Here is a 22,150-nt window from a genome sequence, read left to right as displayed (position 1 = left end):
AAAACAGCCTTGTATTAAGACTGTTTTTCAATTGGATTTATATTTTTTTAGAAATCATTTTTCTTCGCGTCATAATCAAAATCTGCAAATCGTTGGCTTTCTGATTCATAAACATCACAGTTTATCTCTATGCTCAACGGTCTATCTGGTCTTGGAAAAGGGCCTTTGGTATAGCCTAAGCTTTCATCCGCATATACTTTTATCATATAGTTTTGCCAAATAGGTCTAGCGGTTCTTCCACCTTGTCCTTCATACCAGCTTCTGAAGTGAATAGCACGGTCATCTCCGCCCACCCAAGAGCCACTTACTAAGTCCTTGCTTATACCCATATACCAACCATCGGAAGCATTTTGAGTTGTACCTGTCTTTCCACCTAACTCCAATCCTTGTCTCAGATCCCAATTCACACCCTGACTCGTTCCACCACGTTCTTCAAAACCTCCTCGAAGCATATAGGTCATTAAGTAAGCATGTTCCTCACTCATTGCAGGCCTTTTCTTGGCCGTAAATTGCTGGATTACATTTCCATTTTTATCCTCAATGCGGTCTATGTAAAATGGAGTAGTATGCTCACCTTTATTGACAAAAGTGCCAAATGCTCCCACCATTTCGAAGATTGAAACATCATTTACACCTAAAGCTAAAGCTGGTACTTCTTGTAAATCACTGGTGATACCTAATCTTCTGGCAGTTTCTACCACTATTTTAGGGCTTAATTTCTTCATCATATAGGCAGTGATGGAATTGACAGATTCAGCCATCGCTTGTCTAATTGTCAATTTCTTATAAGAGAATTTACCATCAGCATTGGAAGGACTCCATGTAGGTTGACCAGGTATATAAACCTCCACTGGTTGATCTATGACGCTGTAGCAAGGGCTGTATCCGTTTTCTATTGCTGCAGCATAAACGAATGGCTTGAAGGTAGATCCAGGCTGTCTCTTGCCTCTTAATACGTGGTCAAATTTGAAATATTTATGATCTAAGCCTCCTACCCAAGCTTTAATCTGACCTGTATGGGCATCCATGCTCATAAAACCTGCCTGAAGGAGTTTTTTGTAATACCTCATCGAATCCATCGAACTCATTAATGTGTCCACTTCACCCATTTCCCAAGAGAAAACTTTCATTTTCTTCTTCTCATTCAGTTTTAGATTAATAGAATCTGTATCCTCACCATACCGTACTTTGAGTAGTCGATATGCTTCAGTTCTACGTACAGCATCTTCAATGAAATTGGGGATGACGCGATGACTTTCATCTATCCATGGGTCTCTGTTACCCATTTCTTTGTGGAATTTTGCTTGTAATGTCTTCATATGATCAGCTACTGCTTCTTCAGCATATCGCTGCATACGGCTATCAATGGTTGCATAAATTCGCAGACCATCGCCATAGAGATCATAAGCACTACCGTCCGATTTTAGATTCTCTTTAGTCCATTTTAATAGATCAGCTTTTACAATCTCACGAAAATAGGTTGCTAATCCTTTGTTTTGATTGGCTACACTGTAGTTCAATTCGATCGGTAAAATGGCAAGAGAATCAAATTCAGATTTGGTCAGCAAATTATTATTTCTCATTTGTGCCAAAACAGTATTTCTTCTTCGAAGAGAATTGTCAGGATTATAGACTGGGCTGTAATAAGAAGGAGCTTTGAAAAGTCCCACGAGTACTGCTGATTCTTGGATGGCTAGATCTTCAGGAGTTTTATTGAAAAATGTTTTAGCTGCTGTTTTAATCCCAAATGCATTGGAGCCATAATCTGACGTATTGAGATATAAAGTTAAAATCTCGTTCTTGGTGTACGCTTTTTCTAATTGAGTGGCAACAATCCACTCTTTGGTTTTAACGATTAGCATTCTTAGCCCTGGAATGGAACCAAGTAAACCATTACTGTTGTCAGTCCTTGTTTTGAAAAGATTTTTGGCTGTTTGCTGACTAAGTGTTGATCCACCACCTGCATCTTGACCAAGTAAAATAGACTTGACAAAAACTCGCATCATAGCTCGCATATCTATTCCCGAATGTTCTTGAAAACGAATGTCCTCTGTAGATATCAGGGCATTTACCAGGTTTGGAGATAGTTCCTCGTATTTCACAGGGCTTCTATTTTCGCGAAAATATTGCCCAAGCAATATTCCATCTGCAGAATATAATTCGGATGCGATCTCAGAATCAGGATTTTCCAAGGCTTTAAAATCCGGTAGAGATCCAAACAGCCCAAGGAAATTAATACTGATCATCCATACAAATAGAATAAAACCAAAAAAACCTGCAATAAAGGCTATCCAAAGGAATTTTATGGTCTTGGCTACCCAAGTGGGAGCTTGGGGTTTTGCTTTGTTACTCATAGTTTACTTATATGTGGACTTAAAGAAAGTCCTGTATTCTTCAAAATTTTTGGTTTTGTTCAATTCCTGAAAGTTTGCTATTGATATCACGAAGGAATTAGACTTTACTATATCAGGAAAACCTTCAGAATTGAATTCTTTTTGAAATTTACTATAATATTCTTTTGCTTTTTCAGCGTTTGTAAATGGGCTAATGATAAAAATCGCATTTTCCCTATTCATATTCATATTTCCTATTCTAAGTCTTTCTTTTGAGAAATCGGCTTTGTGAAAATTCTCCAAATCTGCCATAAGATTTTTGGCAACATCGACTAGTTTAGGCTCCATCACAAGTACAAAGATATGTGTTGCTGATTCATCGTATTTGTAGGGAGACTCTGCCAGCGCACTATCTCCTTTGTCTCCTGCTAACTCTATGTTTTCAACTATGGTAGAATCAGAGGCGTTTAGTTCTATAGGATTGAGTTTTTCAATTTCAGCCTGAGATAGCATAGGTTTTAGCATAATCCTTGCCAAATCTACCAAATTTGGGTCTTGCCCATTCTGAATATAATTTTCCAATCGCTCCCTATACCTTAGACGTGTGTCGGTTTTGCCTGTGATCATGATATCTAAGAGTAAAAGACGCGCAGTATTTCTAGTAAGTGGATATTCTTCTAAAGCTGACTTAATGATGATTTTACTTGACTCATATTGACCATCATAATAGGCATTATAAGCTAGCTCGTATTTTTTTGAAGACTCTACATAAGCCAAATTTCCTGACGCCGCATCTGGGTTATTTACTGAATAAGTATATTGCGAGTCAGGGAATTCTCGATTCAAACGTCCAACATATTGTTGAGAATTCCCTGCCAAATCTTTTTGGCCTAGATATAGTAAATAATATGCTTCAGGCTTTCTAGAAGAGTTAGGATACACACGAACCAAGGTTTCTAGGTTATCAATACTCCGCTCCGTTTCTTTTAATTCAAAATATAGGAGTTTACCCAGTTCGAAATAAGATTCCTCCAATTCAAGATTCAAGGTCTCGATTTGTTTAGGGGAATTGGGGATCTGAGCAAGAAGTTCGTCTATGCTAGGTAATTTACTGACTAGGCTCTCTATGGCTAAAGAATCATTTTCTGTAGGCTCAGGAATTGCAGCAGTCGAACTCTGGAAGCTAACAGCACTTCGTCTCCAGTTGTCCTGTAAAGGGCGATTACCATAAGTTCTTCTGAAATCAATAGCTCCTTGTTGCATAGCTACGCTATTATCAAAATAAAATGTTGAAACAGATCCCCGATCGTTGAATGCCAATAGGTTATCGAAAATACCGGTGATTTGTGGTTTTTGAAGCGCTCTCGCTTCCCTTAAAAGTCTATCCTCTTCGGATTGGATATAGTTTTCCGCAATTAGTTTCTGTTCTTCCGTACTTAGTTTTGCCAAAGTCAGCAAGCTATCATTGCCTTTAATTCGCTCAAAATGGAGCACATACTTATCAAGAGATTCTTTTTGACTCGTGATTTCTATAGCTACAGGATCAGTTTCGTTTATATAAGTGAGCGCAGAATCTAAGTAATACTTGGTAGCACGATAATCTTTAAATACAGCAAGGTTAATTTCGGCTAGTTTTTGATAGACGTAGCCTTTCACTCGTGGGTTACTTCCAGGTTCTTTAGCCGCTTGATGAAGAAGATCCAAGGTTAGCTCAGTGTCGCCTTGTTTTTCCTCAAAAAGTGCTCGTTCATAGATTACTACATCTTTTAAATCTCTATTTTTTGTATCCTCATACAAATCATCGTAGTACTTACGAACCTTTCTCAAGTCCTTGGATGCATTTAGCTCTGCAACTTGCTGAGCGTAAAGTTGAGCATAAAAACTTCTTTCATAGGGCGGGTTACCCAATAGAGCTTTTTCATAATACTCAAAAGCTAAGGCATCGAATCCTTCTCGCTGATAGCGCTGAGCCAGTATAAAGTTTATTCTTGAGGCCTCTTTTTTGTCTTGCGAATATTCTATGGTCTTGTCCAGTGCGCCGATTACACCACTTTTATCGCCTCGTTTTTCATAATAATATGCAAGTGTTCTGTAAAGTTCGTAGCGATTTTCATCTGAAATACGATTTTCTTTTGATAAGTAATCGATGGTGAAATTTGCATTCTCGAATTCTCCCTGATCTACATATAGGCGTAGTAAAGTGATCAACGTCTGATGCCTCAGATCAGGACTTTTAGAATTTACATTCACATATTTGAATGTGTTCTGAGCGTCATCGAACTGAGATTGGTAATAATCCAGCTTCCCCAGAAGGTAGTAGCTATCATCCACCCACTTACTGATTTTATGCCATTCGATAGCTTTTGAAGCTAATTCACGGGAAGATTGTAGTTTCTCTGCATTTGTTTGAATTGTGGCAGAATCAAATGGAATAAAAACAGGTAGTATCTGTGTATAGTCTTCCTTGTAATTCTGAAAAACTTCAGCCTCAACTTCTTTTAATTTGACGTCGGCGAGATAATACGCATTAAAATGCGCAGTGACATTATGGAATGTCCTGTTAGTAAAGGTGTTGCGCTCCGAAGAACATGCTGCACTAAAAAGTAAAATGACTATCGCTAGTCTGGAAAATATTTTCATGAGTTGTTTAGCCCAATTCAAGTAGCAAAATAGGTTTTTTGGTTTACTTAGTGAACGATTTTAATTTTGTATTATTTGTACCCGACCAAGTCACGAAGATATAACGGATGATTTTTAATAAATTAAAGCTTTAACATAAATTACTATGGACCCAAATTCCAAAGAGACTAATTCAAAGAGCACACCGGTTTATGTAAAATATATAGGTCTTTCATTTCAACTTTTTGGGGTGATTGGCGGAGGTACTTGGCTTGGATGGTGGGTACAGCAGAAAAGTGATATGAAATTCCCTGTTTGGCTACTCCTGTTTTGCTTCATCTCTGTTGGGATTGCATTTTATCAATTGTGGACTTCAATTCGCTCAGATAAGTAGTTTCACGAAAGAATATTTGGGGTAAATTTGCAAGAAATTAACAATATGAGTTTGAAATTAAATTATCATTTAAAATTTTTCCTTTTAACAGGAATGTTTTGTTTGCTAGCAATTTTACTTCAGTGGTTGATCCCTGCAACTATTCATGTGGGTATTTGGAAAATTCTGGGATTCTTAGCTTTAACCTCATATTTGGTAGGTGTAATGAGTATTTGGCTACTAAAAGATTCTACAGAAAACCTGCTTCAGGTGAAAATGTTGGCCATGGTAATTCGAATAATTGCCTCACTTTCCTTCATAGGAATCATGGTTTTTATAGGGACAGAGAATATTCTTTTGTTTGTAGTGAATTTCTTTATTCTCTTTTTGTTCTATCTGGTTTTTGATATCTACACCTTTCTGGCTAACTTGCGCCCGATTTCGAAGTAGCCCTCAAAAAAAGAGTTAATGACGCGTAAATTTCTTTCCCTAAGTATTTTATTGTCAGCGTTTTTGCTGAGTTTCTCAAGCATGTCTTTGGCTGCTGGGGCGGATTCTGAAGAAGGAGGAGAAGATCCTACCAGCTTCATTATGCACCACATCAAGGACTCCCATGAGTGGCATTTTTTCAATGTTGGCCACACTCACGTGACGCTTCCCCTGCCTGTAATTGTTTATTCTGGTGACAGAGGTTTAGAGTTTTTTAACTCAAAAGACTTCCAAAATCCGGATACGCACAAATTTGGTGAGGAGTATGCTCACGAAGGTTACTTTATAGATTCTCATGATCACATGGGAAGAGTCGACAATGCTAGCTTCACTGATTTGTCAATAACCAAGAACGTCGCGATGATGCTTCTAGTAATTGTGATTGTATTGACTTTAACGCTCTCTGCTGCGGGTCACTACAAAAAGCACGGAGCTGTAGCCCCTAAAGGAGCTGCTGCAATTGTAGAGCCTATTGTTATTTTCGTAAGAGATGAGATCGCACATTCTGCTATTGGCCCTAAATACAAGAAGTTTGTACCTTATTTATTAACTCTTTTCTTTTTTATCTGGATAGGTAACCTAGTAGGTTTGATGCCAGGTGCGGCAAATTTGACTGGTAATATCGCTGTCACTGCAACTTTGGCCGTCCTGACTTTTATCATTGTGAATGTGAATGGGAATAAGGATTATTGGAAACACGTCTTTATGACTCCAGGTGTTCCAATTCCTCTACTTTTGGTGATTGTACCAGTGGAGATTATCGGCTTGTTCACTAAGCCTTTTGCTTTGATGGTTCGTCTTTTCGTCGCAATCACAGCTGGCCACATCGTTATTTTGGCTTTTATTGCTCTCGTATTTATCTTTCAGTCTTATACTATAGGCGTGGTAAGTACGCTGATGGTGACGTTCATCAATCTGATTGAGCTTTTAGTAGCAACTATTCAGGCCTATGTGTTTACGCTGTTTACAGCCATGTATATAGGATCTGCAGTTGCGGAACATGATCATGACGAGGCACATTAATTAGGAATTTCTTTGTTCAATTTATAAATAAAAACGTATGTTAACTTCAATCTTATTATCAGCTGGATTGGCACTTATGGGTGCTGGTATCGGTGCAGGAATTGTTGCGATTGGCGCAGGTCTTGGTATCGGTAGAATTGGTGGACAAGCTATGGAATCTATTGCTCGTCAGCCTGAGGCTGCTGGTAAAATCCAGACTGCTATGTTGATCATTGCAGCTTTGATCGAGGTGGTTTCCCTGTTTGCAGTAGTAGTTTGTCTACTTATTGCTTTGAATGCAGGCGGTATCGCTTTCTAAGAACAAATGAATCGGGATTGGCCTTCTAGGTCAATCCCTCTTTTTGAACAATAACGAAATTATATATATCTAATGGATCTGATTTTACCTAGTTCCGGCCTGATCTTCTGGCAACTATTCGCCTTTCTTGCACTTTTATTCATCTTGAAAAAGTTTGCTTGGAAGCCTATGCTTGCTGCAATTGAAGAAAGAGAAACCAGTATCAATAACGCATTGAAGGCAGCTGAAACTGCTAGAAATGAAATGGCTAATTTGAAAGCTGAGAATGAAAAACTTCTTGCTGATGCCAGATTAGAAAGAGATATTATTTTGAAGAAAGCTCAAGACGCTTCTGTGAAGATGATCGATGACGCAAAGAATGAAGCTATAAAAGCTGGTGCTTTGATGATCGAAAATGCAAAAGCTGTGATTGAAACTGAGAAGAGAGCTGCTTTGGCAGAAGTGAAAACTCAAGTTGCAACGCTTTCTTTGGAAGTAACAGAGAAATTATTGAGAAAAAATCTTTCTGATGACAAATCTCAAAAAGATTTGGTAGATGGATTTATCAAAGAACTTAAGCTTAATTAATACACCTCCATGTCAAACCAGAGAGTAGCATCCCGCTATGCCAAGTCAATCATGGAACTTTCTTTGGAAAAAGGAAGACTAGAAGAGGTGCATGCTGATTTTCAAAGACTGACTGCATTGGCAGATAGTAATTATGAATTGAAATTGGTTCTTAAGAATCCAGTAGTCAATTCTGATAAAAAATTGAATGTGCTCAAAGCGCTTTTTGCAAAAGGAGCTGATCCACTTACCATGACGTTCTTCGAGATTATTTCTCGCAAGAATAGAGAAGAAATTCTTCTTGACGTGGCAAAGGAATTTGAGAACCAATATAATCTTCACATGTCGATTCAGGTAGCTGAAGTGACGACCACCTTTGCTATTGATGATAAGCTTCGTAAGGAGTTTTCTGATGTAGTAAGAGAAATCTCCGGTAAGAAGACAGTTCAATTGGTAGAAAAAATTAATCCAGACTTGATAGGTGGATATATTTTGAAAGTAAATGATCGTCAACTTGACGAGTCATTGAGTAGCAAACTGAGACAGTTAAAAACTCAGTTTTCCCAAAATCATTACGAAAGTAAAATCTAACACAAAGCATTAATCAATATATCATGGCAGAAGTAAGACCTGATGAAGTTTCGGCAATTTTAAGAGAACAACTCTCTGGAGCGAGAACCGAAGCGGAACTCGAAGAAGTAGGTACAGTCCTTCAAGTAGGTGACGGTGTCGCTCGAATCTATGGACTTTCTAAGGCTCAATCTGGAGAATTGCTAGAATTCGACAATGGTCTGAAAGCAATGGTACTGAACCTTGAAGAAGACAATGTTGGAGCTGTACTTTTTGGTGACTCTAAAGGAGTTAAAGAAGGTGATACAGTTAGAAGAACAAAAAGAATTGCTTCACTTCAAGTAGGTGAAGGAATGCTTGGCCGAGTAGTGGATACCTTGGGTAACCCTATCGACGGTAAAGGACCTATCACTGGTGATTTGTATGAGATGCCTTTGGAGCGTAAAGCACCAGGTGTAATCTACCGTCAGCCAGTAACTGAGCCTCTTCAGACGGGTATAAAAGCTATCGATGCGATGATTCCAATCGGTAGAGGTCAAAGAGAATTAGTAATTGGTGACCGTCAGACTGGTAAGACGGCTGTAGTTATCGATGCTATCTTAAATCAAAAAGAATTTTACGATAAAGGTGAGCCAGTTTTCTGTATCTACGTTGCAATCGGTCAGAAAGCATCTACCGTTGCTGGTGTAGTAGCAGCATTAGAAAAAGGCGGCGCACTTCCTTATACAGTAGTAGTAGCAGCTCCAGCATCTGAGCCAGCTCCAATGCAGTTCTTTGCTCCATTTACTGGTGCATCGATCGGTGAGTTTTTCAGAGATACAGGTCGTCCTGCTTTGGTTGTCTATGATGATCTTTCTAAGCAAGCTGTAGCTTACCGTGAAGTTTCTCTTCTTTTGAGAAGACCTCCGGGACGTGAAGCATATCCAGGTGACGTATTCTACCTTCACTCTAGATTGTTGGAAAGAGCTGCAAAAATCAATAAGTCTGACAAGATCGCTCAAGCAATGAACGATCTGCCAGATTCAATCAAGCATTTGGTAAAAGGTGGTGGGTCTTTGACTGCACTTCCAATTATCGAAACTCAAGCTGGTGACGTTTCTGCTTACATTCCGACTAACGTAATTTCGATTACAGATGGTCAGATCTTCTTGGAGACTAACCTGTTCAACTCTGGTATCCGTCCTGCGATCAACGTAGGTATCTCGGTATCAAGAGTAGGAGGTAACGCTCAGATTAAGTCAATGAAGAAAATTGCCGGTACATTGAAATTGGATCAGGCAGCTTTCCGTGAATTGGAAGCATTCTCTAAGTTTGGTTCTGATCTAGATGCGACTACTAAGCGTACGATCGAAAGAGGTAGAAGAAACCAAGAGATCTTGAAGCAAGCTCAGTACTCTCCAGTATCTGTTGCGCATCAGGTAGCTATTATCTATGCATCTACAAAAGGCTTGATGGATACAGTTCCAGTGGAAAACGCTAGAGCATTTGAGAAAGAATTCTACACACTTTTGGATACTTCTTATCCTGAAGCGATAGACTTTATCCTAAAAGGAAATGTGGACGAAGCTGGAAAAATTCTTTCTAAAGCAGCTGCTGAATTAGCTCCAAAGTTCGCAAAATAATTGATTCTAATTCCGGAAGGCGTAAGTCTTCCGGCTATTAATACCCCTAGCACAAAGCAACCAAGATGGCAAATCTTAAGGAAGTAAAGGAACGGATAACCTCAGTAGTCTCTACACAGCAGATCACTAAGGCCATGAAAATGGTTTCCGCCGCCAAACTTAGAAGAGCACAGGACAAAATCACGCAGATGCGTCCTTATTCTCAGAAGTTGACCCAAATCCTGAATAACGTATCAGCTGCTTCTGATGGAGCTGCAGATATTGTATTTGCTGAAAAAAGAGAAGTTAGAAATGTTTTGATCATTCCTGTAACTTCTGACAAAGGACTTTGTGGTGCTTTCAATTCTAACATTATCAAGGCTGTGAATGTTGCTATCGCTAGACAATTTGCTGATAAGAATATTACTATTCTTCCAATCGGTAAGAAGTCTTTTGAAGCGTTCAAAAAGCGTGATTTCAACATGGTTCCTGATTACTCTCAGCTATTCCAAGATCTTACATTTGATAATGCTAGAAATGTAGCTGAGTATGCAATGAATGCTTTTATTGCTGGCGAATACGATCAGGTTTCCTTGGTATTCAACGAATTCAAAAACATAGCAACTCAAAGTGTAGTGGTCGAGCAATTCTTGCCAATGGCAAATGATGACGCTGCCGAAGAGAAAACTGCTGAGACAGATTACATTTTGGAGCCATCTAGAAAATATATAATCGAAGAGTTAGTTCCAACTTCTTTGAAGATCCAATTCTACAAAGCTGTTTTAGAAAGTAATGCTTCTGAGCATGGCGCTAGAATGATAGCTATGGACAAGGCAACTGAAAATGCTGGAGAATTGCTGAAAGAACTTCGATTCATGTATAACAGAACTCGTCAAGCAGCTATTACAAACGAAATACTTGAAATTGTCTCTGGTGCTAATGCACTTGGTGGGAAGTAATAAATGATAAACCTATTTTATAAACCACAGCTCGCAAGGGTTGTGGTTTTTAGTTTTTAGACACTAAGGTTACTAAGAAATAGCGAAGGGCTGTACCCACCAGGCCATAAGGGAGGCGTAGGTTTTTATTCCATGATTTTCCCATTTTTGAAAATGTGTTTTCTCTTTGGCTATGAGATTGGTTAATAAAAAGACAGCTGAATTCATTTTTTTCCACCACAGATAATTTACTTACCAGTTAGTGTTTTTTAAAGTGGGTCATTAGCCCTAAATTGAATGTTTGTAACTCTGCTGAAAATTCAATGAAATTACCGATCCAACTTCTTGCGTTCATCTTCTCATTTTTAGGACTGCTCTCTTGTGCTGTGAAGGCCAAAGAAGAAATCAAGAAACCAAACGTTATAATTATCCTAGCAGATGACTTAGGATATGGAGATATAGGTGCTTTCAATCCAGACAGCAAAATACCAACACCATACATCGATCAAATGGCTAAACAAGGAATGATCTTTACTGATGCACATACACCTTCGGCTGTCTGTACACCTACTCGCTACGGCCTTTTGACAGGAAGATACAATTGGAGAAGTACACTAAAGAGCGGTGTACTTACTGGTAATTCTACAGCTTTAATACCAAAAGGAAGAAGTACAATTGCCTCTACTTTGAAAAACCAAGGCTACCATACTGCATTTATTGGAAAGTGGCACTTAGGTTGGAATTGGGCTACAATTGATGGCAATCCATTGACGGCCGATGGTTGGGGACCAAATAATTTCGATCAAATTAACTTTAATAAGCCAGTTACACATACGCCCAATGATCTAGGTTTTGAATATGCATATGGCCATGCGGGTTCGCTTGATATGGCGCCTTATGTGTATGTTGAAAATGGGAAAGTAACAGCAATGCCAGATAAAGTAACTGTAGATAAAGGCAAATACTCATGGTGGCGTGAAGGTCCAACTTCTCCGGACTTCGATCATGAGAAGGTAACTCCACATTTCTTTGAGAAATCCATAGCATATATTCAAGAGCAGGCAAAGGAAGAAAAGCCATTTTTTCTCTACCTGGCTTTACCATCTCCACATACACCGATTTTGCCACCTGCTGAGTGGCAGGGAAAAAGCGGTTTGGCTCCATTTGGAGACTTTATGATGATGATAGATGATTATGTGGGTCAGCTGAATGCTGCTATTAAAGCAGCTGGAATTGAAGAAAACACACTAATTATATTTACCAGTGACAATGGAGGCTCTCCAGCTGCAGGTTTGGATGTGATGCAGGAAGCAGGACACTTCAGCAGTTACATCTACCGTGGGCACAAAGCGGATATTTTTGAAGGAGGACATCGAGTTCCTTTTATTGCCAAGTGGCCAGCTAAGATTCAGAAAGGAACTTCTAGAAGTGAAACAATTTGTCTAACTGATTTGATGGCAACAGGAGCAGAGCTTTCTGGTTATGAGCTTAAGGATAACGAAGGCGAGGATAGTTACAGTTTAATGTCGCTTTTTGATGCCAATAACAAAATGGCCCAATTCCGTGAAGCCACCGTTTCACACTCCATCAACGGAAGCTTCGCGATTCGTCAAGGAGACTGGAAGCTAATTATGGCCAAAGGTTCTGGTGGTTGGAGCTTTCCTAAGCCGAACGATCCAGCTGAGGCCGACCTTCCAGAAGTACAGTTATATAATTTGGCAACTGATCCAGGCGAGATGAATAACGTCTATGCTGAAAATGGAGACAAGGTAGCTTCGCTAAAAGCATTGTTGTCTAAGTATATCAAAGAAGGCAGAAGTACGCCCGGCGCACCACAATTCAATGATAAGATCGAAGGAGAATGGAAGCAGATTGGGTTTTTAGAGGATTAGATTTGTAACCGGTAATTTTCTCGCAACGGCGCAGCGGCGCAACGTATTTTTCTTAAATCGGAATTTGTATTTTACGTATGATCCTAGGGCATTAAGGAGGATACACTAGGGGTAAAGTTGCTTCCTGAAATCCTCCAGAGAAATTTTGGTCGCTTTCCCAGACTTAGCCTCTTTTATCGCGTCTTCAGTGTCCTTATTATAGCGAACTTCTTCGATCTCAATAAATGGCAGCGTTTTAAGGTATTCGTAAAATGCCTTTGCCTGTTCGCTTCGCTTATCTATTTTTATCGTTATTTCCATATCCTTCTACTTCTATGTTACTAGCTTGAAAATACGAAAAAAAGTGCGATTACGTTCACCAAGCGGTTTTGCATTATCAGACACCAATTGGGCCTTAAGTTGTGAATAGTATGATCCCTTTGGTGCCTGTTGAAGACAGGGTTGTGGGCTAGTTTGGTATTCTATTACCCATGGCTATTCAGAAGTTTGATCCTTTCAGGATCGGTAGCTAGGAACATGACATTTTTATATAATAATTTCCGCATGACCACGAAGTGCCTGCCTGACGGTAGGCAGGGTCGAACCTTTCAATACCTGTGCGCGGCGGCGTAACCGCGGGTGTCCGCGATGGCTATAGGGACCCGTGGACAATTAAGAAAAAACAAAACCCTCCAGATTTCTAAAAACCTGGAGGGTTCACAGGATTACACGCCACATCGGACACCCGTCACCTGACATTTTACAACCTCACTGCTCTAGCAATCACCTTAGCCATAATCGCTAACCCTTCAGTATTTGGATGAACACCATCTGCAAAAAGATCTTCATGGCCCATAAATGGTGTATAAAGATCAACTAGCTCAGAACCGCTTTCGTCAGCAATATCTACGAGCATCATGCGCTGCTCATTATTCATCACCGAAGCAGTAATGCCGAAGTTGTCCTTGGTCACTGGCACTGGCATGATCACATATACTTTGCCGTCTGCAGGCATGGTTTTCTTGAATTCTGCAATCATGTCCAAGTAATCTTGTCTGAATTCTGAGGCAAACTTCCAGTTCTGAGGTTTGGAATCATTCGTTCCCAGCATGATGATCAGCACATCCGCTTTGAAGTCCTTCACTTGCTGAAACTGAGGTTCATTCCAAAACGGAAAATCTCCTTTTCTAAGAAGTGTTCTGCCGCTCACACCAAAATTCCCAACTTGATATGCATCTCCGAGGATAGCTTGCATCTGTAAAGGCCAACTATCTGGATTGTCTCTTCCTGGACCTTGAGTAATGCTATTTCCTACACATGCTATTTTGATAGGCGCTTCTTGTGCGAAAGAAACAGTAGCAAACATTAATAATGCGACTAAAAGTAAGTTGAGTTTTTTCATGTTTTTAGGTTTAAGTATTGAGTGGTAAAGTAAATAATATCTACGAGCATCTGAATACCAACTATGGACTTTTGCCCATTCAGGCTATCTTTAGGCTGTGCAATTTCTTTTTAAATTCTATCAGCGCATTACTTGGCTTTCCCTTGATGTAGTTCTAGGAGCTATGTCTGGAATGTTATTTTTTGCTAGAGCATTGAGAACTGAGCTCGCTTGGCAGGAATATATTTTACTCGGCATGGCAGTTTGGTGTATTTATACTGCCGATCATTTGATGGATGCGAGAAAGTTAACCTTAGATCATGCCGAGGATAGGCATCATTTCCATTTGATCTACCAAAAACACCTAGTTGTTATTCTTGGGATAGTTGGTTCTATTGGATTGGTATGGGCAATACTGTTCTTTGGGTTTACTCACGAACTGTTTTTCGGAATAGGACTGGGTATAGTCATCCTTATAATCATGTTGGCTGTTAGAAAATTGGCATCAAAACAAGTTCGACTCAAAGAACTTAGCTCAGCGATCTTCTACGTGATCGGAATTTCTTGGCTCCCTTGGTACGAAACGCCTTCGATCGATTATACCTGGACCGCTTTTGCCTTGACGATTTTTTATATGGGTTTGGCTTACTTAAATCTAATTATGCTATCCAGCATAGATACAGATTCCGATAAAGAAGCAGGGTTTTCATCCATCGCTACGATCATACCTCAGGATAAACTCCACCTAAGGATTCGCCAGATGGCAATCTCACTGATGATTTTTGCGCTCATAGGATTACTTCTGGTGGAATCTTTCTATAGGATCTTCCCAAGTTTAATTTTAATCATGCTGCTCATGCACTACTTGAGTTTTTTCAAAACTGGACTCATACCTGAACAAATCAGAATGCGAATGGAGATTGCATTTCTCGTTCCGGCACTTTTTCTTTTGCTTTAGACAAATGCACTGTGCCCTGTGATGGCTCGTCCCACGATTAGAGAATTGATCTCCTTCGTTCCTTCATAGCTATAAACAGCTTCTGCATCAGCGACAAATCTCGCGATGTCATGTCGGAGTAAAATTCCATTTCCCCCAAATAATGCTCGGGAATTATCGACTATAGAACGCATCCGAAGTGTACAGAACACCTTGGCCAGTGAAGCATGCTCATCTTTGAGTATGTCCCCGTCCTGCATTTCCGAAAGGCGAAATACCATCGTCTGCATAGCTGTCAAATCACCGAGCATAGTGACCAATAGATCTTGAACAAGCTGGAACGATGCAATCGGGCGGCCAAACTGCTTGCGTTCATTTGTATAAGCCAAAGCCAATTCATATGCTCCTCGTGCACATCCTACAGCTTGCCAAGCTACACCAGCTCTGGTCATGCGCAGTACTTTGGCTGTATCCTTAAATGAATTTGCTTCCTGCAGTCTATCCGTCTCTGGGACTTCACAATTCGTCAGCGTGATCAATGCATTCTGCACCGTTCTCAGCGCCATCTTATCTTCCAACTTTTCTGCCTTGAAACCAGGATTGCCTTTTCGCACGATAAAACCTTTGACCTGCTGATCTTCTAGATCTCGAGCCCAAATGATGGTCATGTCTGAGAAGGTGGCATTTCCTATCCACTTCTTCTGCCCGTTAAGTACCCAAGCATCACCTTCTCTCTTACAGGTAGTAGTCAGCCCTCCCGCTACACCAGAGCCTACTTCTGGTTCGGTCAATCCAAAAGCGCCTATTTTCTCTAATTTTTGCATAGGTGGAAGCCATTCTTTCTTCTGTTCCTCTGATCCACATAGGTAGATAGAGCCCATTGCCAAACCACTTTGCACACCAAAAAAAGTAGAAATAGATGTATCAATTCTCGCCATTTCCATTGCTACAAAACCCTCCAGCAACGCTGAATGCCCCGGACATCCGTATCCTTGGTAGGTTAATCCTGCAATATCCAACTCCGCCATTTTTGGGATGATCTGCATAGGGAACTCCCCGCGATTCCAATAATCGTTTGCGATAGGCTTTATCTCTCGTTCCATGAATTCTCTCACACGAAGCTGGATGTCTCGCTCATGGCCTGGAAGGGTTTTTCCTAATTCATAAAAATCTCCATTGATCGGCGGAATTACCTTGGGTTTGCTGCCACTTTTCATCATGCCCATTATTTTTGAGAGGTCTTCCTCGCTCATTTGCGAAACTAGGCCTACCATCTTCGCTATATCAACTTTTTCAGAAAGTTTAGAGATTTGATCCAGATCGACACTAGACAAAAGTTGGCGCAATCCGCCGATATTTTTAAAAAGGTTTTTCATTTTAGGTTATTTTGAAGTTTATTCTATGTGATTATCCACTTTAGTGACAAATGCATCAAAGGATTTGCTGAACTCAATCATTGAGGCCGCTTCGGTCTCCCCTTATCCGTTTTTCCAACAATTGATTCAAGAAAATAACGCTATTGGCATATTTGCGCGTTAAAACTTTAATCTATTCCTTTAAACTAGTGAAAGATCATTACAGTTTCCTTGCTCCATTTTACAATTCCCTCACCAAACTTGTATTTGGCGATCAGTTGATGCGAGCTAAAACTTGTTTTGCGGAAAGATTGAAAGAGAAAAAAGTTCTGATTATCGGTGGGGGAAATGGGTTAGACTATCAAGGTTTTCAAGGTCAGCTATCAGGAGAATATTGGGAAATCTCCAATGCTATGCTCAGTCAGGCAAGAATTAATCTGGCAAATAGTAGTTTGACCTTCTATTTGGACTTTTTTGAAGCCACGGAAGGAAAGTTGTTTAATGAAGTATGGCTTCATTTTGTATTGGATACGATGGATGAAAATGAGATCGTGGATCTTTTAGGGAAAATTAGAAAAAGTATAACCCTAAAGGGCAGGATTTATCTCGTTGATTTTTATGCTCCTAAAAATACTCGCCAATATTTTTTGAACTGGAGCATGATTTCATTCTTCAGGATTTTTGCAAAGCACAAGCGGGCAAATATTCCTAAATATGAGTCAATATTAACCTGTCAAAAATGGAACAAAGATTCCCAGCAAGAATTTATGGGAGGCTGGGTTAAGGCTCAGCTATGGCATACTGTCTAATTAGACACATAGCTTCTCTCCAGTTAGTCACTTAGCTTTTTTGACAGATTAACGGATTAGATCAGAATTATTTATTCAGAACTTGGCAAATCTTTACCTCGATATGAGACGAAAAAAGAGAGCCAAATAGATCGGCTGATACGGTAAATAAATGGTGTAAGTAACAGAACAGCTACTCCAATCAACGTGAGAAGAAGTGTAAGGGAATAATCTGGCTTTAGAATCGATAATGTTACCCAAACTGCTATGAAAACTGCTGTATTGAAACCGTAACTGATAAACATGGCGCCTAAATAAAAGCCAGGCTCTGGCTCCAAATATTGTCCACAATTCGAACACTCCTTGTTCATGTCAGAAAACTTAGTGGGGTTAAGAATCTGACCGCGCAAAAACATATCTCCTTCATGGCATCTTGGACATTTACATTGATATAGGCTTTTCAGTGTTGAGAGTTTCATGGATTTCAGGATTAAGTTTTTACCGACTAAAAGTATTTTTCTTATTCGGATAATTTTGTCAAAAATAAACAATTAAAGACAAAAGACTCCTTTATTTCTCCAAGATCTTTAAAATTAAATCATTAAAGTATTTCCCGTTGCCGGGCCCATACCAATTCATCTCACGAACCTCATGGAAGTTTTCATCATATAATTCATCAGGAGTGATATAACCTATATAGCCTCCGTTGAATGTAGTGATGATAAGGTTCATGCCTTTGCTTTGCGCCAGCTCCTCCCATTTCTCATAAAAAACACCAGATAACTCACCGCTCGAAGCTATCATCAGCGTATTACCGATTTGAGTGATGTCTAGATGGGCATTGGTATCACCAAGCAGGTAGTTGAATAGCCATGGACGAAGTCGCAAATTATCCGTAATTCGAAGATGAGGTCCACGAAGTAAAATTGGTAAGTAGCCAGTTCGGATCTGGTTGTTTGTAATGGTGGAATAGTATGTCATCCGTAGATTCAAGGTCGAATCCAGTTGATGAGCGTATAGCTTTACCATTTCAGGGGTATTACCAGGTCGATTAGGCCTGTGACTTCCCACCGTTCCTGCAGCATAGATGGCAAAGTCATATTCTCCTTCTTCCAGTTCTTTTGTCAGGTAGAAAGGATAATCTCCAGACAAGCCCATGAATTTTGTACTCATCGTGGTGGCATGAGCGGAATAGGTGAGGAAAGTGGCTTTTTTTCCAGACTTTTTGGTGAAAATAAGCTGTCTTACAAAGGGGTCTACCGGGCCGTCTTTGACGAATCTATTTGAAACTAATGCTCCAGCGTCAGCTTTACGATAGTTTATAGACACGGTGTCTTGAATAGCTATTGCCTTTTGCAAGGCTGTAATGCTTCGTTTAACCATGAAATCTACTATCTGCTGATCAAATCCGCCAAAAGCTATTTCTCCCATCGGGCCAGGCATGTAGCCGCCCATTCCCGAGTGAGTATGTGTAGCGGTGAAAATCACCTGATCTACTGGTAGTTTTGCTTCTTTGATAGCTGACTGAAGTTGCGCAGCAAGAGTCGGGTGCACGATCAGCAGTTCATAATTGAGCCAAGCCACACGGGTTTTTCCGTTGGAAAGGGCCAGTGCTTTGACATAGCTGCTGTCCTGAACAAACTCATACTTGCCTCGGGGAGCATAGCCCACTAAATCTACTGGATCATCTGGAGTCATGTTGATACTTGACCATCCCGCGAGCCAGGTTTCTCCATGAGAAGTGGATAAAGGAAGTTGATCTAAATGTTCTAAAGTCTCCTTGTAAAATGATTGATCCTGAATCGGAGAGCGATCTACGTTAGTTAAGGTGATCAATCCAATTACCAACAAAACAACAAAAGTCCAGATAAGGACTTTTGTTGTTTTAATTAAGATGCTTTTCCCTTTCAATGCCATTTAAATATGGAGGTCCACGATTTTATTTGATAAAGAGCAAATTGACTTCATAAATGGTAAACACTAGCTTTTCTGGTACTTCGGTCTCCCGTCACTTGTACTGAGCGTTGTCGAAGTATCGGTCTTCTGACCGGCTGAGCAAGGAAAATACTGGTGCTGATATGATTTCGATTAAATAGATAACTTAATATTCAAAAGTGCCGTGAGGGCTAGTAATCGTTACTTTTTTGCCTTGATGAGGTTCTACTCGACCGATGATTTGTGCTTCTACGCCATAAGATTCTGCGATGTCAATTATCTCCTCAGCATAGCGCTCGTCAAGATAGACTTCCATTCTGTGGCCCATGTTGAAGACTTTGTACATCTCTTTCCAGTCTGTGCCGCTTTCTTCCTGGATGATTTGAAAAAGTGGAGGAGTTTCAAAAAGATTGTCTTTGATCACATGCACATCGTCCACAAAGTGAAGTACCTTCGTCTGCGCTCCGCCGCTGCAGTGCACCAAGCCATGAATTCTAGGTCTCATGTAATTCAGCACATCCACCATGATAGGTGCGTAAGTTCTGGTCGGAGAAAGAACAAGCTTGCCGATATTAACTGGTGCGCCTGGCGCTGGATCAGTTAGGTTATATTTTCCTGAGTAAACGAGATCTTCTGGAACAGATGCATCAAAGCTCTCAGGGTATTTTGTTTTCAAAACCTTATTGAACACATCGTGACGCGCTGAAGTAAGTCCGTTGCTTCCCATGCCGCCGTTATAAGATGTCTCATATTTTGCCTGACCAAAAGAAGCCAAACCTACGATCACATCACCGCCTTGAATCTGATCATTAGAGATCACTTCGTCACGTCGCATTCTACAGGTGACCGTACTATCCACGATAATAGTACGCACTAAATCTCCCACATCGGCAGTTTCGCCGCCAGTGAGAACAGCGTTGACGCCATTATCACGAAGCATCTGAAGAACCTCTTCGGTGCCTTCGATGATTGCGGAGATTACTTCGCCAGGGATAAGATTTTTATTTCTTCCGATCGTAGATGAAACGAGGATATTGTTGATCGCTCCCACGCAAAGCAAATCATCGGTGTTCATGATGATCGCATCCTGCGCGATACCTTTCCAAACACTCACATCACCAGTCTCTTTCCAATAGGCATATGCCAGAGAGGATTTGGTGCCAGCTCCGTCCGCATGCATGATGTTGCAGTATTCAGGATCGTTGCCGAGGGTATCTTCTACGATTTTGCAAAAGGCTTGCGGGAAAAGTCCTTTGTCAAGATTGGATATCGCCTTATGGACATCTTCTTTGGAAGCCGAAACTCCTCTTTGCATGTATCGCTCGTTCATGTCGCTTTGGGTTGACTTGGTATGTAGACAAAGTTAATAGGTTCTAGGTAAAAGGGGGAGATATGGAGGGTAAAGTTGGCTGAAGTCAACTGAATAAGATTAACCACTGAGGACACGGAGGGTAACACAGAGAGCACAGCTTGCGAGTTGGGCTACTTGCTCGTGGTTTGTCAGACTCAGTCTTGAAAATTTGAGAAATATACAAAAAGGAGATGACGGTTTTTGAATCGAGGTTTATATCTTCCTGAGCACTTGAGAGACGAGAGTCTCGAAATCGAAGGATCCTCGACTTCGCTCGGATTGACACGATTTATGGTGAAAATCATAATCCGTCATTGGTAGCGCCCGCCTGACTTCGGGCAGGCAGTCGAAGTCCTAAGTTATTGCAGTCTTCAAGTTGCTTTTTAATTGAAGTGAGAGGGGTTGAATTTTATTTCGCTCTTTCAGAGCTTTGTGATATGGTCGAAAAAATACCCCAGCCCCGTTAGGCTGGGCTGAGGTATTGAAGGCTTTCAGCCTTAGTTTTTAAATTTATTTATACAAATGCGAATTGTGTGCTCTGTGGAAAACTCCGTGGACTCTGTGGTCAAAATCAATTAGTACCAGAATGCTCCAGCACCATAGCCTTCACGCATTCCACCCAGGTGTTTTCAGAATTCAGACTTGGAACCAAGTCCCATTCTTCACCTCCTAATTCAAGGAATTTGTCCCGGTATTCTCCAGCGACTTCCACGGTAGTTTCCAAGCAATCCGCTACAAAAGCTGGAGAGAAGGCTAATACCTTCTTCACTCCTTGTGCTGACAATTCGGTGATGACTTCATCCGTGTAAGGCTTTACCCAAGGATCTTTTCCTAACCTAGACTGGAAGCAGTTCACCGCTTTGTCCTCTGGTATTCCAAGTTTCTCGCAGATTAAGCGGGTAGTCTGGAAGCATTGTGCACGATAGCAATAATGGTTTTTTGCACCATATTTATTACAGCAAGCTCCAAGTTGGCAGTATCCATCTACAGAACCTTTGAGGATCTGACGCTCAGGAAGTCCATGATAAGAGAAAAGTATTTTGTCGTATTCCTTGCCGTCGAGCATCGCACGTCCGCGCTCTGCCCAAGCCTCCAGAAACAAAGGATGCTCGATGAAATTACTGATAAATGAAATGTCTGGGATAATCTGCCAACCTCTGGCTATCTCCATCACTTTATCCTGAACGGAACCTGTAGAGGCAGAAGCATACTGTGGGAAAAGTGGAAGCACGATGATTTTGGTCACATGTGCTTTTCGTAGTTCTTCCAGCCCAGCTTCTATGGATGGAGTTTGATAGCGCATGGCAATAGCCACTTTGTATTGCTTAGCATCTAATTTTTCGATCAAGCGATCTTTGAGATCTTCGGTATGAAAAAGTAATGGAGATCCTCGATCTGTCCAAAGTTTGCGGTATTCGTGAGCGGATTTTGGTGCACGAAATGGAGCAATGATAAAATTGATCAGCATCCATCTATTCACATAAGGAATGTCGATCACTCGCCCATCCATTAGGAATTCGCGAAGGTATTTTCTCACATCACCGGTAGCGGTGCTATCAGGAGTTCCTAGGTTCACCAGCAAGACGCCGATTTTTCCAGATTTATTCATCTACTTTTTTTTACTTTCAATTAATTCTCAAAAATAGTGTCTTTGATACCATTATCTAAATTCAAAGAATCAAATAGTCAATGAATCTATTAAAGTGAAAAAACCCGACAAGTGCCGGGTTTGTTTTGAAATA

At 40.5% G+C, this 22,150-nt stretch carries 20 protein-coding genes; 11 read left to right on the top strand and 9 right to left on the bottom strand.

What is annotated here, in order from left to right:
• Window positions 1-47: 47 nt before the first annotated feature.
• Together BVH02_RS04195 and porW are read right to left on the bottom strand one after the other, a co-directional pair.
• Window positions 48-2,354: a penicillin-binding protein 1A gene (locus BVH02_RS04195; protein ID WP_086499302.1), complete on the bottom strand. Its 2,307-nt coding sequence runs from the start codon at window positions 2,352-2,354 to the stop codon at window positions 48-50.
• A 3-nt stretch (window positions 2,355-2,357) separates the two neighbouring features.
• Complete coding sequence (porW, locus tag BVH02_RS04190) at window positions 2,358-4,973, bottom strand: type IX secretion system periplasmic lipoprotein PorW/SprE (RefSeq protein ID WP_086499300.1); 2,616 nt, start codon at window positions 4,971-4,973, stop codon at window positions 2,358-2,360.
• A 145-nt stretch (window positions 4,974-5,118) separates the two neighbouring features.
• On the opposite strand from porW, the gene BVH02_RS04185 reads away from it, so the two are divergent.
• The 9 genes from BVH02_RS04185 to BVH02_RS04145 all read left to right on the top strand — a co-directional run bounded on the left by BVH02_RS04185 (window position 5,119) and on the right by BVH02_RS04145 (window position 12,682).
• Window positions 5,119-5,346, top strand: a complete 228-nt coding sequence (locus tag BVH02_RS04185) for an AtpZ/AtpI family protein (protein WP_086499298.1) — start codon at window positions 5,119-5,121, stop codon at window positions 5,344-5,346.
• Window positions 5,347-5,391: 45 nt separating this feature from the next.
• On the top strand, window positions 5,392-5,775 hold the full coding sequence (locus BVH02_RS04180; RefSeq protein WP_086499295.1) for a hypothetical protein: 384 nt from the start codon (window positions 5,392-5,394) through the stop codon (window positions 5,773-5,775).
• Between the two features lie 18 nt (window positions 5,776-5,793).
• A complete protein-coding gene (gene atpB, locus BVH02_RS04175; protein ID WP_086499292.1) occupies window positions 5,794-6,837 on the top strand; it encodes a F0F1 ATP synthase subunit A in 1,044 nt (347 codons plus the stop codon).
• A gap of 37 nt (window positions 6,838-6,874) precedes the next feature.
• The gene (gene atpE, locus BVH02_RS04170; protein WP_086499290.1) at window positions 6,875-7,135 is read left to right on the top strand and encodes an ATP synthase F0 subunit C; all 261 of its coding nucleotides are present in this window, start codon (window positions 6,875-6,877) and stop codon (window positions 7,133-7,135) included.
• Between the two features lie 72 nt (window positions 7,136-7,207).
• A complete protein-coding gene (locus tag BVH02_RS04165) occupies window positions 7,208-7,702 on the top strand; it encodes a F0F1 ATP synthase subunit B (RefSeq protein ID WP_086499288.1) in 495 nt (164 codons plus the stop codon).
• A gap of 9 nt (window positions 7,703-7,711) precedes the next feature.
• Window positions 7,712-8,272, top strand: a complete 561-nt coding sequence (gene atpH / locus BVH02_RS04160; protein WP_086499286.1) for an ATP synthase F1 subunit delta — start codon at window positions 7,712-7,714, stop codon at window positions 8,270-8,272.
• Between the two features lie 23 nt (window positions 8,273-8,295).
• Window positions 8,296-9,873: a F0F1 ATP synthase subunit alpha gene (gene atpA / locus BVH02_RS04155; RefSeq protein WP_086499284.1), complete on the top strand. Its 1,578-nt coding sequence runs from the start codon at window positions 8,296-8,298 to the stop codon at window positions 9,871-9,873.
• Between the two features lie 65 nt (window positions 9,874-9,938).
• Window positions 9,939-10,811, top strand: a complete 873-nt coding sequence (gene atpG / locus BVH02_RS04150) for an ATP synthase F1 subunit gamma (protein WP_086499282.1) — start codon at window positions 9,939-9,941, stop codon at window positions 10,809-10,811.
• A 302-nt stretch (window positions 10,812-11,113) separates the two neighbouring features.
• Window positions 11,114-12,682, top strand: coding sequence for a sulfatase family protein (locus BVH02_RS04145; RefSeq protein ID WP_086499280.1), 1,569 nt, complete (start codon window positions 11,114-11,116; stop codon window positions 12,680-12,682).
• A 105-nt stretch (window positions 12,683-12,787) separates the two neighbouring features.
• Here BVH02_RS04145 and BVH02_RS04140 read toward each other — a convergent pair whose 3' ends face one another.
• Window positions 12,788-12,982: a hypothetical protein gene (locus BVH02_RS04140; RefSeq protein WP_086499273.1), complete on the bottom strand. Its 195-nt coding sequence runs from the start codon at window positions 12,980-12,982 to the stop codon at window positions 12,788-12,790.
• Between the two features lie 439 nt (window positions 12,983-13,421).
• Entirely contained in the window at window positions 13,422-14,063 is a 642-nt protein-coding gene (locus tag BVH02_RS04135; RefSeq protein WP_086499271.1) for a GDSL-type esterase/lipase family protein, read from the bottom strand.
• 97 nt (window positions 14,064-14,160) lie between these two features.
• Between BVH02_RS04135 and BVH02_RS04130 the strand changes: the two genes are divergently transcribed.
• A complete protein-coding gene (locus BVH02_RS04130) occupies window positions 14,161-15,000 on the top strand; it encodes a hypothetical protein (RefSeq protein WP_086499269.1) in 840 nt (279 codons plus the stop codon).
• Here the strand turns inward: BVH02_RS04130 and BVH02_RS04125 are convergent.
• Entirely contained in the window at window positions 14,997-16,355 is a 1,359-nt protein-coding gene (locus BVH02_RS04125; protein ID WP_086499267.1) for an acyl-CoA dehydrogenase family protein, read from the bottom strand. The genes BVH02_RS04130 and BVH02_RS04125 overlap by 4 nt on opposite strands.
• 188 nt (window positions 16,356-16,543) lie before the next feature.
• On the opposite strand from BVH02_RS04125, the gene BVH02_RS04120 reads away from it, so the two are divergent.
• Window positions 16,544-17,143: a hypothetical protein gene (locus BVH02_RS04120; RefSeq protein ID WP_086499265.1), complete on the top strand. Its 600-nt coding sequence runs from the start codon at window positions 16,544-16,546 to the stop codon at window positions 17,141-17,143.
• A gap of 71 nt (window positions 17,144-17,214) precedes the next feature.
• Here the strand turns inward: BVH02_RS04120 and BVH02_RS04115 are convergent, their stop codons facing one another.
• The 4 genes from BVH02_RS04115 to hemH form a co-directional block, all read right to left on the bottom strand.
• The gene (locus BVH02_RS04115) at window positions 17,215-17,601 is read right to left on the bottom strand and encodes a DUF983 domain-containing protein (protein ID WP_086499263.1); all 387 of its coding nucleotides are present in this window, start codon (window positions 17,599-17,601) and stop codon (window positions 17,215-17,217) included.
• A 91-nt stretch (window positions 17,602-17,692) separates the two neighbouring features.
• Window positions 17,693-19,039, bottom strand: coding sequence for a neutral/alkaline non-lysosomal ceramidase N-terminal domain-containing protein (locus BVH02_RS04110; RefSeq protein WP_086499261.1), 1,347 nt, complete (start codon window positions 19,037-19,039; stop codon window positions 17,693-17,695).
• 184 nt (window positions 19,040-19,223) lie between these two features.
• A complete protein-coding gene (locus BVH02_RS04105; protein WP_086499259.1) occupies window positions 19,224-20,387 on the bottom strand; it encodes an AIR synthase related protein in 1,164 nt (387 codons plus the stop codon).
• A gap of 592 nt (window positions 20,388-20,979) precedes the next feature.
• Window positions 20,980-22,017 (bottom strand): ferrochelatase, encoded by a 1,038-nt coding sequence (hemH, locus tag BVH02_RS04100; protein WP_086499256.1) that lies wholly within the window; start codon window positions 22,015-22,017, stop codon window positions 20,980-20,982.
• Between the last annotated feature and the right edge of the window lie 133 nt (window positions 22,018-22,150).

The organism is Algoriphagus ratkowskyi (assembly GCF_002150505.1).
In the GTDB taxonomy this organism is placed as follows: domain Bacteria; phylum Bacteroidota; class Bacteroidia; order Cytophagales; family Cyclobacteriaceae; genus Algoriphagus; species Algoriphagus ratkowskyi.
The sequence above is the reverse complement of the archived record's forward strand: the minus strand, read 5'-3'. Positions and strand labels throughout refer to the sequence as shown.